Origin of the sequence: Streptomyces sp. Edi2 (genome assembly GCF_040253635.1) — a bacterium.
In the GTDB taxonomy this organism is placed as follows: domain Bacteria; phylum Actinomycetota; class Actinomycetes; order Streptomycetales; family Streptomycetaceae; genus Streptomyces.
In genome coordinates, this window is sequence record NZ_JBEJGX010000003.1 from 2,858,604 (window position 1) to 2,871,659 (window position 13,056).

9 protein-coding genes are annotated in these 13,056 nt (G+C 71.4%); 2 read left to right on the forward strand and 7 right to left on the reverse strand.

The window, feature by feature from the left end; all coding sequences use genetic code 11:
* Nucleotides 1–38: 38 nt before the first annotated feature.
* Complete coding sequence (dnaJ, locus tag ABR737_RS16100) at nucleotides 39–1,175, reverse strand: molecular chaperone DnaJ (protein ID WP_328386887.1); 1,137 nt, start codon at nucleotides 1,173–1,175, stop codon at nucleotides 39–41.
* The gene (hrcA, locus tag ABR737_RS16105) at nucleotides 1,176–2,192 is read right to left on the reverse strand and encodes a heat-inducible transcriptional repressor HrcA (protein WP_350250869.1); all 1,017 of its coding nucleotides are present in this window, start codon (nucleotides 2,190–2,192) and stop codon (nucleotides 1,176–1,178) included.
* Nucleotides 2,193–2,386: 194 nt separating this feature from the next.
* Here hrcA and ABR737_RS16110 point away from each other — a divergent pair, with 194 nt between their 5' ends.
* On the forward strand, nucleotides 2,387–3,121 hold the full coding sequence (locus tag ABR737_RS16110) for an MBL fold metallo-hydrolase (protein ID WP_350250870.1): 735 nt from the start codon (nucleotides 2,387–2,389) through the stop codon (nucleotides 3,119–3,121).
* A gap of 32 nt (nucleotides 3,122–3,153) precedes the next feature.
* Entirely contained in the window at nucleotides 3,154–3,987 is an 834-nt protein-coding gene (locus ABR737_RS16115) for a DUF3097 domain-containing protein (protein ID WP_350250871.1), read from the forward strand.
* Here ABR737_RS16115 and ABR737_RS16120 read toward each other — a convergent pair.
* The 5 genes from ABR737_RS16120 to lepA form a co-directional block, all read right to left on the reverse strand.
* A complete protein-coding gene (locus ABR737_RS16120) occupies nucleotides 3,965–4,543 on the reverse strand; it encodes a Uma2 family endonuclease (protein WP_350256800.1) in 579 nt (192 codons plus the stop codon). The two genes, ABR737_RS16115 and ABR737_RS16120, sit on opposite strands and share 23 nt — an antisense overlap.
* A 109-nt stretch (nucleotides 4,544–4,652) precedes the next feature.
* Nucleotides 4,653–5,885, reverse strand: coding sequence for a radical SAM family heme chaperone HemW (hemW, locus tag ABR737_RS16125; RefSeq protein ID WP_350250872.1), 1,233 nt, complete (start codon nucleotides 5,883–5,885; stop codon nucleotides 4,653–4,655).
* Between the two features lie 52 nt (nucleotides 5,886–5,937).
* Nucleotides 5,938–8,115, reverse strand: a complete 2,178-nt coding sequence (locus tag ABR737_RS16130; RefSeq protein ID WP_350250873.1) for a SpoIIE family protein phosphatase — start codon at nucleotides 8,113–8,115, stop codon at nucleotides 5,938–5,940.
* A 382-nt stretch (nucleotides 8,116–8,497) separates the two neighbouring features.
* Nucleotides 8,498–10,384 (reverse strand): AMP-dependent synthetase/ligase, encoded by a 1,887-nt coding sequence (locus ABR737_RS16135; RefSeq protein WP_350250874.1) that lies wholly within the window; start codon nucleotides 10,382–10,384, stop codon nucleotides 8,498–8,500.
* Between the two features lie 487 nt (nucleotides 10,385–10,871).
* Nucleotides 10,872–12,746, reverse strand: coding sequence for a translation elongation factor 4 (gene lepA / locus ABR737_RS16140; protein WP_350250875.1), 1,875 nt, complete (start codon nucleotides 12,744–12,746; stop codon nucleotides 10,872–10,874).
* Nucleotides 12,747–13,056: the final 310 nt, after the last annotated feature.

Here is a 13,056-nt window from a genome sequence, read left to right on the forward strand (position 1 = left end):
GCCCGGGGAACGGCTCCGGCCCCCGGGCTCACCTGCGGCTATCGCCCGTTGAACGCATCCTTCAGGCGCGAGAAGAGTCCCTGCTGCCCCGGCTGGAACTGCCCCGTGGGCCGCTCCTCCCCGCGGAGCTTGGCCAGCCGCCGCAACAGGTCCTCCTGGTCGGCGTCGAGCTTGGACGGCGTCATCACCTCGACGTGGACGATGAGATCGCCCCGGCCGCCGCCCCGCAGATGGGTCACACCGCGCTGGTGCAGCGGAATCGACTGGCCGGACTGGGTACCGGGCCGGACATCGATCTCCTCCACCCCGTCCAGCGTCTCCAGCGGGCACTTCGTGCCCAGCGCCGCCGCCGTCATCGGGATGGTGACCGTGCAGTGCAGATCGTCGCCGCGCCGCTGGAAGACCGAGTGCGCCACCTCGTGGATCTCCACATAGAGATCACCGGCGGGGCCGCCGCCCGGACCGACCTCGCCCTCGCCCGCAAGCTGGATGCGGGTGCCGTTGTCGACACCGGCCGGGATCTTGACGGTGAGCGTGCGGCGCGAGCGGATCCGGCCGTCGCCGGCGCACTCGTGGCACGGCGTCGGCACGACCGTGCCGAAGCCCTGGCACTGCGGGCACGGCCTGGACGTCATGACCTGGCCGAGGAAGGACCGGGTGACCTGGGAGACCTCACCGCGGCCGCGGCACATGTCACAGGTCTGCGCCGAGGTGCCGGGAGCCGCGCCCTCACCGCTGCAGGTCGTACAGACGACGGCGGTGTCGACCTGGATGTCCTTGGTGGTGCCGAAGGCGGCTTCGTTCAGCTCGATGTCGAGCCGGATCATGGCGTCCTGGCCACGGCGGGTGCGCGAGCGCGGTCCGCGCTGCGACGCGGTGCCGAAGAAGGCGTCCATGATGTCGGAGAAGTTGCCGAAGCCCGCGCCGAAGCCGCCCGCGCCCTGGCCGCCGCCGGCCTGCGAGAGGGGGTCCCCGCCGAGGTCGTAGACCTGCTTCTTCTGCGGGTCCGACAGCACCTCGTAAGCGGCGTTGATCTCCTTGAACCGCTCCTGGGTCTTCGGATCCGGGTTCACGTCCGGGTGCAGCTCACGCGCCAGCCGGCGGAAGGCCTTCTTGATCTGGTCCTGCGAGGCGTCGCGTCCGATACCGAGGACCGAGTAGTAATCCGTGGCCACTTACGACTCCGCGAGGATTTGTCCGACGTAACGTGCCACTGCGCGTACCGCTCCCATCGTTCCGGGGTAGTCCATGCGGGTCGGTCCGACCACGCCGAGTTTGGCGACTGCCTCGTCGCCCGAACCGTAGCCGACCGTGACGACCGATGTGGACGCCAGGCCTTCATGGGCATTCTCATGCCCGATACGTACGGTCATGCCCGAGTCCTTGGCTTCCCCGAGCAGCTTGAGCATCACCACATGCTCCTCAAGGGCCTCCAGCACCGGCCGGATGGTCAAGGGGAAATCGTGTCCGAAGCGCGTGAGATTGGCGGTACCGCCGATCATCAGCCGCTCTTCGGTCTCTTCCACCAGAGTTTCCAGCAACACCGACAGCACTGTCGAGACCGTGCCGCGGTCGTCCTGCTCGAAGGACTCCGGAAGATCCTGCACCAACTGCGGCACATCCGCGAACCGGCGACCGACGACCCGGCTGTTGAGCCGGGCCCGCAGATCCGCCAGGGAGGCTTCGCCGAACGGTGCCTGGCAGTCGATGAGCCGCTGCTCGACCCGGCCGGTGTCCGTGATCAGTACGAGCATCAGCCGGGCCGGGGCCAGGGCCAGCAGCTCGACATGCCGGACCGTGGACCGGGTCAGGGACGGATACTGCACGACGGCGACCTGCCGGGTCAGCTGCGCCAGCAGCCGGACCGTGCGGCCCACCACGTCGTCGAGGTCGACGGCGCCGTCCAGGAAGTTCTGGATCGCCCGCCGCTCCGGGCTGGACAGCGGCTTGACGCCGGCCAGCTTGTCGACGAACAGGCGGTAGCCCTTGTCGGTCGGGATCCGCCCGGCGCTGGTGTGCGGCTGGGCGATGAACCCCTCGTCCTCCAGGGCCGCCATGTCGTTGCGGATGGTGGCCGGGGAGACCCCGAGCCGGTGGCGTTCGGTGAGCGCCTTGGAGCCGACCGGCTCCTCCGTCCCGACGTAGTCCTGGACGATGGCGCGCAGCACCTCCAGCCTGCGTTCACTGAGCATCCCGCGCACCTCCAGTCCGGCCGTCCGCCGCTTCGTCTTCCCTGGCACTCACACGGGCCGAGTGCCAGACCTTGGGCCAGTGTACGGCCGGGTAGCACGGGTGCGGCAAGGGCGGGCGCGCGGAGTACCCGCCCGATGACCGGGATCGGCCGATCTGTCGGGCAACGCTATCGCGATGGCGCTAGCGTCTCGGTATGCGTACTGCTTGGGAAGAGGCCGGTTGGGAACGACTCGGTGACGGCGTCGCCAGGCGCCGGATGCCGGGCTGGGACGAGACGATCGGGGTGATCGCGGGGAGCACCGGGGTCATGATCGTCGACACCGGCGCGACCCTGCGCGACGGCGCGGATCTGCGCCGGACGATCCGCGGTGTGCTGGGCCGGGAAGTGACGCATATCGCGCTCACCCACCCCCACTTCGATCATGTGCTGGGCACGGCCGCCTTCGCGGGCGTCGAGGTGTTCGGCGCGGCCGGCCTGGGCGAGCTGCTGCGCCGGGGCAAGGACGAGCTGCGGCACGACGCGATCCGGCAGGGCGTCGCGCGGGACGCCGCCGCGGAGGCCGCCGATCTGCTCGTCGCCCCGCACCACCATGTGCACGGCCAGCTGACCGTCGAGCTGGGCGACCGGCAGGTGCTGCTCGCCAACGTCGGCCCCGGGCACACCGCCCACGATCTGGCCGTCCTGGTACCGGGCCGGCGCGGGGAGCCGGAGATCGTCTTCTGCGGCGATCTGGTCGAGGAGTCCGGCGAGCCCCAGGCGGGCCCCGACGCGCTGCCCCAGCAGTGGCCCGGCGCGCTGGACCGGCTGCAGGCCCTCGGCGGCGAGGACGCACGGTACGTTCCCGGCCATGGCGCCGTGGTGGACGCCCGGTTCGTCCGTGCCCAACGCGACGCCCTGGCGGCCCGCTTCGGCGTCGCGCCTTCCTGACCCCGCCCGCCGACCTCACGAGACAGGCCCCCATGCACAGCAAGCACTACGGCCCCGACCTCACCCCACCGTGGAAGAAGCAGCGGCCCGCCCCCGAGGTGCCGGCCGAGCCCGATCTGGTCGTCGAAGAGGTCGCCTCGGGCTTCTGCGGCGCCGTGATCCGCTGCGAGAAGACGGCGCAGGGGCCGACGGTCACCCTGGAGGACCGCTTCGGCAAGCACCGGGTCTTTCCCATGGAGCCGCGCGGCTTCCTCCTGGAGGGGCGGGTGGTCACCCTCGTACGCCCCCAGGAGAGGCCGGCGGCCACCGCTCCGGCGCGTACGGCATCGGGATCACTCGCCGTGCCCGGCGCCCGCGCACGGGTCGCCCGCGCCGGGCGCATCTATGTGGAGGGCCGGCACGACGCCGAGCTGGTGGAGCGGGTGTGGGGCGACGACCTGCGCATCGAGGGGGTGGTCGTGGAGTACCTGGAGGGCATCGACGACCTGCCCTCGATCGTCCGCGGCTTCGCCCCCGGACCGGACGCCCGTCTCGGCGTCCTCGTCGACCACCTCGTGCCCGGCTCCAAGGAGTCCCGTATCGCGGCCGGGGTGACCGGGGACCATGCACTGGTGGTCGGCCACCCGTACATCGACGTCTGGGAGGCGGTGAAGCCGTCCTCGGTCGGGATCGCGGCCTGGCCGTCCGTCCCGCACGGGCAGGACTGGAAGACGGGGGTGTGCCGGGCGCTGGGCTGGCCGGAGAACACGGGCGCCGCCTGGCAGCGGATCCTGTCCTGCGTGCGCTCCTACAAGGACCTGGAGCCGGCGCTGCTGGGGCGGGTGGAGGAACTGATCGACTTCGTCACGGCCGGCGGTGCGGCCTGACGTTGGGGAGGGTCCCGAATTCGGTGGTGTCGAGTACGACATCGAGCTGGTCCAACGGCACGGGATCGCCAAATTTATAGATCGACTGCGACCGGTAGTCGGCGTTCTCCCCCGTGCCAGTGGGGCCGGTGAGCAGGACGCAGTGTGCCACGAGGGGATCGATGATCAGGTAGAGCGGAAGTCTGCTCGCCGCGTAAATCGAACGCTTGATGACATAGTCATGATCAACGCTGGTCTTGGAGACAACCTCGACAACCATCTTGATCACCTCGGGCGGCATCATGCGCCCGGAGTCCGGTCCGGTTCCGCGCTCCACCAGCACGAGATCCGGCTGAGGCTCGCTGGACTCTTGATGAAGCGCGACATCCTGGGTTTGCAGGCGTCGCCACTTCTTCCGCGGAAACTGGTCAAGGACAGCTTCCACGATGTCGTTATGGACCACGTCTGGCCCCGCCATCATCACGATGTTCCCCCGGAGGAGCTCGATCTTGACGCCCTCGGGAACCTCAAGGTTCTCGAAGAGCTCCGTCATCCGGCGTTCATCCACAGCGGTCATCTCCATGGCCTCCGTATCCCGTCGCCGTGTATACGGCACAGGCTAGGAGCAGCCTAGGCGGGGCCGCGGGCCCCTCGCATTGGTTCACTCATTCGAGCACAGCAGCGACTCAGTCCACCAGATCCCGCACCACCGCGTCCGCCAGCAGCCGTCCCCTCAGGGTCAGGACGGCGCGGCCCGCCTCGTACGGACCGGGTTCCAGGAGGCCGTCGGCCAGGGCGCGGGACGCCGCCCGCGCGCCCGCCGGGGCGAGGATGTCCAGGGGGCAGCCGTCCGCGAGGCGCAGTTCCAGGAGGATGCGTTCGACCCTGCGGTCCTCGTCCGTCAGGAGTTCGCGACCGGCGCCCGGGGAGCGGCCTTCGGAGAGGGCCTGCGCGTAGGCGCCGGGGTGCTTGACGTTCCACCAGCGGACGCCGCCGACGTGGCTGTGGGCGCCGGGGCCCGCGCCCCACCAGTCGGCGCCGGTCCAGTACAGCTCGTTGTGGCGGCAGCGGGCCGCGTCGGTGGTGGCCCAGTTGGAGACCTCGTACCAGGTGAAACCGGCCGCGGCGAGGCGTTCGTCGGCAATGAGGTAGCGGTCGGCGTGCACGTCGTCGTCGGTCATCGGGACCTCGCCACGGCGGATCCGGCGGGCCAGCTGGGTGCCCTCCTCGACGATCAGGGCGTAGGCGGAAACGTGGTCGGGGCCGGCCCCGATCGCGGCGTCCAGGGAGGCGCGCCAGTCGTCGTCGGTCTCGCCCGGGGTGCCGTAGATCAGGTCGAGGTTGACGTGGTCGAAGCCGGCCGCGCGGGCCTCGGCGACACAGGCCTCGGGGCGGCCGGGGGTGTGCGTACGGTCGAGGATCTTCAGGACGTGCTGCCTGGCGCTCTGCATGCCGAAGGAGACCCGGTTGAAGCCGCCCGCGAGCAGCCCGTCGAGATAGCGCGGGTCGACGGACTCCGGATTGGCCTCGGTGGTGATCTCCGCGCCCGGCGCCAGGCCGAATTCCTCGCGGATCGCGGCCAGCATCCGGCCGAGATCCGCTGCGGGCAGCAGGGTCGGGGTGCCGCCGCCGACGAAGACCGTCTCGACGGGGCGCGGGTCGTCGCCCAGCACCTTGCGGGCCAGCCGGATCTCGTCCACGACGGTGTCGGCGTAGTTGTCGCGGGAGGCCAGGGCGCCGCCGGAGCCGCGCAGCTCGCTTGCGGTGTAGGTGTTGAAGTCGCAGTAGCCGCAGCGGGTCGCGCAGTACGGCACATGCAGATAGAAGGCCAGGGGCCGGCCGGCGGCGGCCGCCGGCGTATGACCGGGCAGCGCCCCGTCCTCGGGCATCGGCTCACCATCGGGCAGTGCGGAAGGCATGGGAACCATTGTCCGTCATGGCGGGGCGGTGCCGGTCCGGGTGCGGTGTGCCCTACGGCACCCCGGGCCCGGCCGCCTGGAGGACCAGCAGGGCCAGGTCGTCGTCGGGCGGGACCGGGCCGAAGGCGTGGACGGTGTTGCGGATGTGATCGGCGAGGGCGGTGGCGCCCAGGCCGGCACCCGCGGCGAGCGTGACGGCCAGACCGTCCTCGTCGTCGAAGAGCCGCCGCCCCGAGCGCCGCTCGGTCACCCCGTCGGTGACGCACAGAAGCGTTTCCCCCGGGCAGAGGTCGAACGATTCGCTGACGTACGCGGCGTCCTCCACCACCCCCAGCAGCATCTGCGGCGCCGCGACCACCCGGACCCCGCCGTCCGTGCCCAGCACCAGCGGCAGCGGGTGGCCGGCGCTGGCGAGGGTGCAGCGGGCGCCGCCGCCGGGGTACGGGACGATCTCGCCGTAGAGCAGGGACAGGAAGCGGGCCTGTTCGCCCTCCTCGCGGATCTCGACCGGCGCCTCGGCCCCGGCCCCGGCCGCCGCGACCGCCGCCGCGACCGCCGCGACCGAGTCCGCGGCCTCCCGTGCCATGGTCTTGTTGAGCCGGTCGAGCACCGCGGCCACCCCGAAGCCGTCCCGGGCCAGCAGCCGCAGCACCGGGCGGGCCAGCCCCGTCACCGCGGCCGCCTCGGGCCCGCTGCCGCAGACGTCGCCGAGGGCGAAGCACCAGCGGCCGTCCCCGGCGTCGAAGAGGTCCCAGAAGTCGCCGCCCGCCCAGGCCCCCTCCCGTGGTTCGTAAACCACCGCCGACTCCACGCCCGGCACCTGCGCCCGCCCCCGCGGCAGCAGACGGCGCTGCAGGACCTGGCTGATGCGCTCCTGACGGCTGTAGGCGCGGGCGGTGGCGACGGCGCGGGCGACCCGGCGTCCCAGGTCCTCGATCAGCCCGACCACCTCGTCGGGGAAGCGCAGCAGCCCGCCCCGCCCGAGCAGCAGGGTGCCGAGCCGGCGGCCTCCCGCGACCAGGGGGCAGGCGAGCGCGGCGCCGCCCGGCCCGTAGCCGCCCGGTTCGTACGGCCAGGGCCAGGGAACCGCGCCGGACGCACCGCTGGGCGAGCCGCCGGCCGGCAGCTCCGGCGGCTGCTTCTCCAGCGCCGTGCGCAGCGCGTCGATCCGGCTCTCGGAGGTGTGCCAGACGCGGGCGAGGCGCTGTTCCTCGGCGTCGGCCGCGAGGCCCCGGCCGGGGGCGCCGCTGTCGCCGTCATAGAGCCACACCGCGCACCATTCGGCGAGCCGCGGCACGATCAACTGGGCGGCGAGCGAGGCGACCTGATCGGCGTCGAGCTGACCGGAGAGCAGGTCGGAGGCTTCGGCGAGGAAGGAGAGGGCGCCGTTGTCGACCCCGCCGGCCTCGTGGTCGGGCGGGGCGGAGCGGCGCGGCGCCGGGGCCAGGAGCTCGGCGGCCCGCAGCCCGTGCTGCAGCAACTGGTCGTCGAAGGCGAGCTCCGGCTCGGGCCCGGCGCCGTCCCGGGCGCCGACGGGCAGCCGGAACCAGACGGTCTTCATGGCCCTGCGGTAGGTGATGCCCCAGGATTCGGCGACGGCGCTGATCAGCTGGAGGCCGTGGCCGCCGTTCTCGGAGGCGGCACTGTCCTCGTGGGCGCGGACCGGCTGGGCGGGGTGGTGGTCGGAGACCTCGATGACGAGGCCGGGGGCGGCGTCGGGGGCGGGGCCGGGTGCGCCGTCGAGTCCTGCGCCGGAGGCGTACGCGGGCGGCGCCGGGTACGGCTGCCCGCTCCGGGCCCCGCACGGCTCGCCGCTCCGGCCCTCCGGGTACTCCGCGCCCGCTTCCCGCTCCGGCTCCAGGCGGCAGCGCAGCTCGACGGTGGTGCCCGCGTGCACGACCGCGTTCGTCACCAACTCGCTGACCAGCAGCACCGCTTCGTCCGCGAGCCGCCCGGTCAGGCTCTCCGCGCCCGCCAGCCCCTGGTCGGCCCAGTCCGCGAACGCGGCCCGGACGAAGCGGCGGGCGACGGCAGCGGCCTGCGGATCACCGGGCAGGCTGGTCCACCGGGAACGGGCCACGGCCCCCTCGGCAGGCCCGGCCACCGTGCCGGCCCCGGCTGCGGGTCCCGTCGCAGGACCGGCCCCGGGTCCGCCACGGGACCCGCCCGCCCTCGCCATGCGCGTCGCCGTGACGCCGTCGTCCCGTGGAGACGAAGTTGTCGTCCGCATTGAGCAACTCCCGACCAGCTCCGCTGCAGCGCCGGATGCGCCAACGACAGAGTGACAGAACGAGCGCAGACATAAGCACGGAGTCACAGAAGTGGGTGGTCGCGGCGCCCAATTCGGCTGACGCGCCGAGGGAGTTGGCCGACGTCCGCCAAGCGGCCTCCGGGGGACTTGTACGGACAAGTCCGGCGAAATCCACGGTTCCCGCCGGCCGCCGCCTTCACCCGTACGGGTGCGGCGATACGGGACCCGCCAACCCGTACGAGCACGGCGATACGCGACGCGCGCACCCGAGGTGCCACGCCACACGGGGCGACGCGCCGGCCCCTATAAGCGCGGCGATACGGGACGCGCCGACCCGCCCCGTACCGCCGTGTCCTTGCGGCTACGCCTCGCGCGTGCCCGCGTACATCTCGTCGAGCAGGTCCTTGAACACCCGCTCCACCACCGGCCGCTTGACCTTGAGGCTGGGGGTCACCTCACCGTGCTCGATGTCCAGGTCGCGCGGCAGCAGCCGGAACTTGCGGATCTGCTGCCAGCGCTGCAGGCCCTCGTTGACCCGCTCGACATAGCCGTCGATCAGCTCGCGGGCCTGTGCGGTGGCGACGACCTCGGCATACGTCCTGCCTTCCAGACCGTGCTCCTTGGCCCAGGCCATGATCGTCGGCTCGTCGAGGGCGATCAGGGCGGTGCAGAAGTTCCGATTGGCGCCGTGCACCAGCACATTGGAGACGAACGGGCAGACCGCCTTGAACTGGCCCTCGACCTCGGCGGGCGCGATGTACTTACCGCCCGAGGTCTTGATCAGGTCCTTCTTGCGGTCGGTGATCCGCAGATAGCCGTCCGGGGAGAGCTCACCGATGTCACCGGTGTGGAACCAGCCGTCCTCTTCCAGCACCTCGGCGGTCTTGTCCGGCAGGCCGTGGTAGCCCTGCATGATGCCGGGGCCGCGCAGCAGGATCTCGCCGTCCTCGGCGATCCGCACCTCGGTGCCGGGCAGCGGCTTGCCGACCGTTCCGGTGCGGTAGGCCTCGCCGGGGTTGACGAAGCTGGCGGCGCTGGACTCCGTCAGGCCGTAGCCCTCCAGGATGTGGATACCGGCGCCGGAGAAGAAGTAGCCGATCTCCGGCGAGAGCGCGGCCGAGCCGGAGACCGCGGCGCGCAGCCGCCCGCCGAACGCCTCCCGCAGCTTGGCGTAGACAAGGGCATCGGCGATCCGGTGCTTGGCGCCGAGTGCGAACGGCACCGAGGCGTTGCCGGTGCGGCGGAAGTTGTCCTGCGAGACCTTGGCGTACTCGCGGGCCACCTCGGCCGCCCACTGGAAGATCTTGTACTTGGCGCCGCCGCCCTGCCGGGCCTTGGTCGCGACACCGTTGTAGACCTTCTCGAAGATCCGCGGCACGGCCGCCATGTACGTGGGCCGGACGACCGGCAGATTCTCGATGATCTTGTCGACCCGGCCGTCCACGGCGATCACATGTCCGGCCGCGATCTGGCCCGCGGTGAGCACCTTGCCGAAGACGTGCGCCAGCGGCAGCCAGAGGTACTGCACGTCCTCCTCGGTGACCATGCCGGTGGCCGGGATCGCCCGGGCCATGTACGCCCAGCAGTCGTGCGGGAGCTGAACACCCTTGGGGCGCCCGGTGGTCCCGGAGGTGTAGATCAGCGTCGCCAGCTGGTCGGCGCGCAGTGCGGCGACCCGCTCCTTGACGCACTCCGGGTGGTCCTCCAGATAGGCGGTGCCGCGCTTCTCCAGCTCGGCCAGGGTGAGCACCCAGCCCTCCGGATCGCCCTCGGCGGGCTCCGCGCCCGCCTCGTCGATGACGACGACATGCGCCAGCTCGGGCAGCTCCGCGCGCCGCTCACGGGCCTTGGCGAGCTGCCCGGCGTCCTCCGCGATCAGCACCCGGCTTCCGGAGTCGGCCAGGATGTAGGCGGTCTCCTCGGTGTTGGTGCTGGGGTAGACCGTGGTGGTGGCGGCGCCGGAACAGAGCACACCGAGGTCGGCGAGGATCCACTCGACGCGGGTGCTGGCGGCCAGCGCCACCCGCTCCTCGGGCAGTATGCCGAGCGCCATGAGCCCGGCGGCCACGGCGTAGACCCGTTCCGCGGCCTGCGCCCAGCTGATCGACTTCCAGTCGTCCGGCCCGGGTCCGGAGGCCGGGACCGGATAGCGATAGGCCTCGATATCGGGCGTGGCCGCAACCCGTTCCAGGAAGAGATGCGCCACCGAAGGCGGCCGGTTTTCGATCAGCGTGTGGGTGTCCGTCACGGCGTCCTCCGGGGCCCGCTTCGATGCTGGTGACTCGCGAGTAACCTTTGAGCAGTGATCAGACTAGAGCGCGAGAAGCCGACGCGTAAGAGGCTACGGCCGACTGGTTAAGGAAGTGACCAGTGCGATGGGTGTACGTAGCACGCGCAACGCCCGACAGCGAGCCGCGCCGAGCGCCCGCATCGGGCGGCCCGGGGGCTCTGCGGCCCGCTGTGGACCGCCGCGGACCGTTCCGGCCATCAAGGACTGCTCCGGACCGGCCCGCTCCGGACCGACCGCCCCAGACCACCGCGGGTGGGATGGATCACACCTTCCGCACCCCGCCTGCAGGCCGGCCGGGCCGGATGACCTGCCCAACTTCCTGCCCAGTTGCCCGTCTGCCGCCGCGCTCCGCCTCTCCCCGCCTCCGGTGAGCGGGGAAAAACCGGCAGGGCGCCGGCTCCCTGTCCGGGGACCGGCGCCCTGCGGCCGTCACGGGCGGCGCGCGCTACTTCTTCGCCTTCGCATCCCCGTCGGAGTCCGAGGACAGCACCGCGATGAAGGCCTCCTGGGGGACCTCCACGCTGCCGACCATCTTCATCCGCTTCTTGCCTTCCTTCTGCTTCTCCAGCAGCTTCCGCTTACGGGAGATGTCACCGCCGTAGCACTTGGCGAGGACGTCCTTGCGGATGGCGCGGACCGTCTCACGGGCGATGACCCGGCTGCCGATGGCGGCCTGGATCGGCACCTCGAAGCTCTGCCGCGGAATCAGCTCCCGCAGCTTGGCGACCAGCCGCACGCCGTACGCGTACGCCTTGTCCTTGTGGCAGATCGCGGAGAACGCGTCGACCTTGTCGCCGTGCAGCAGGATGTCGACCTTGACCAGGTCGGCGATCTGCTCGCCGGTGGGCTCGTAGTCCAGCGAGGCATAGCCGCGGGTCTTGGACTTGAGCTGGTCGAAGAAGTCGAAGACGACCTCGGCGAGCGGGAGGGTGTAGCGGATCTCGACCCGGTCCTCGGAGAGGTAGTCCATGCCGAGCAGGTTGCCGCGGCGGTTCTGGCACAGCTCCATGATCGCGCCGATGAACTCGCTGGGTGCCAGGATCGTGGCCCGGACGACCGGCTCGTGCACGTTGTCGATCTTGCCCGTCGGGAACTCGCTCGGGTTGGTGACCTCGTGCTCGGTCCCGTCCTCCATGTCGACGCGGTAGACCACGTTCGGCGCGGTGGCGATCAGATCGAGGCCGAACTCGCGCTCCAGGCGCTCGCGGACGACCTCCAGGTGCAGCAGGCCCAGGAAGCCGACACGGAAGCCGAAGCCCAGGGCCGCGGAGGTCTCGGGCTCGTAGACGAGCGCGGCGTCGTTGAGCTGCAGCTTGTCGAGGGCGTCGCGCAGCTCGGGGTAGTCGGAGCCGTCCAGCGGATACAGCCCCGAGAACACCATCGGCTTGGGGTCCTTGTAGCCGCCCAGGGGCTCCGTGGCTCCCTTGGTGAGCTGGGTGATCGTGTCACCCACCTTGGACTGCCGGACGTCCTTCACGCCGGTGATCAGGTAGCCCACCTCGCCGACGGACAGCCCGTCGGCCGCCTTCATCTCGGGCGAGTTCGTGCCGATCTCCAGCAGCTCGTGAGCGGCGCCGGTCGACATCATCCTGATGCGCTCGCGCTTGCTGAGCGTGCCGTCGACGACCTTCACGTAGGTCACGACACCGCGGTAGGCGTCGTAGACCGAGTCGAAGATCATCGCGCGGGCGGGGGCGTCCTTGACGCCGACCGGGGCAGGCACCTCGCGGACGACCTTGTTCAGCAGCTCGGCCACGCCGACGCCGGTCTTGGCGGAGACCCGCAGCACGTCCTCGGGCTCGCAGCCGACCAGATTGGCCAGCTCGGCGGCGAACTTCTCGGGCTGGGCGGCCGGCAGGTCGATCTTGTTGAGGACGGGGATGATCGTGAGCTCGTGCTCCATCGCCAGGTACAGGTTGGCGAGGGTCTGGGCCTCGATGCCCTGAGCGGCGTCGACGAGGAGGACGCAGCCCTCGCACGCGGCGAGCGAGCGCGAGACCTCGTAGGTGAAGTCGACGTGGCCCGGGGTGTCGATCATGTTGAGGATGTGGGTCGTCCCACTGCCCTCTTGGCCCTCGGTGGGGTCCCAGGGCAGCCGGACCGCCTGGGACTTGATCGTGATGCCACGCTCGCGCTCGATGTCCATGCGGTCGAGGTACTGCGCGCGCATCTGCCGCTGGTCGACGACACCGGTGATCTGGAGCATCCGGTCGGCGAGCGTCGACTTGCCGTGGTCGATGTGCGCGATGATGCAGAAGTTACGGAGGAGGGCCGGATCGGTACGGCTCGGCTCCGGCACGTTCGTAGGGGTCGCGGGCACGCAGGGTCCATTCAGTGAACGCGGGTAGGCGGGACTCGGGTATATGACGTCTCCCCCATCGTCCCATGACCTAGGGGCTCGGTCCGGTTTGGGCGGGGCGGGGTGGGTCCGGGGGGGCTTCGGGCGGGGGGCTTCGGGGCGGACGGGTCGGGCAAGGCCGGGGCGTGGTCGGTCGAGGCCGGGTGGTGGTCGGCGGCGGCCGGGGGGGTGGTCGGCGTGGCTCGGGTCGGTGGGTTCGGTCCGGATTGGGCGGTGGGGCCGGTCCGGTCTGGGCGGTGGGTCCCGTCCGGCTCGGGCGAGTGGGTCCGGT

Excerpts from the sequence above, each read along its gene's own strand:
- ABR737_RS16130 (WP_350250873.1), bottom strand. The coding sequence starts at position 8,115 with ATGCGGACGACAACTTCGTCTCCACGGGACGACGGCGTCACGGCGACG.
- ABR737_RS16115 (WP_350250871.1), top strand. The coding sequence starts at position 3,154 with ATGCACAGCAAGCACTACGGCCCCGACCTCACCCCACCGTGGAAGAAG.
- ABR737_RS16120 (WP_350256800.1), bottom strand. The coding sequence starts at position 4,543 with ATGACCGCTGTGGATGAACGCCGGATGACGGAGCTCTTCGAGAACCTT.
- hemW (WP_350250872.1), bottom strand. The coding sequence starts at position 5,885 with ATGCCTTCCGCACTGCCCGATGGTGAGCCGATGCCCGAGGACGGGGCG.
- hrcA (WP_350250869.1), bottom strand. The coding sequence starts at position 2,192 with ATGCTCAGTGAACGCAGGCTGGAGGTGCTGCGCGCCATCGTCCAGGAC.
- ABR737_RS16110 (WP_350250870.1), top strand. The coding sequence starts at position 2,387 with ATGCGTACTGCTTGGGAAGAGGCCGGTTGGGAACGACTCGGTGACGGC.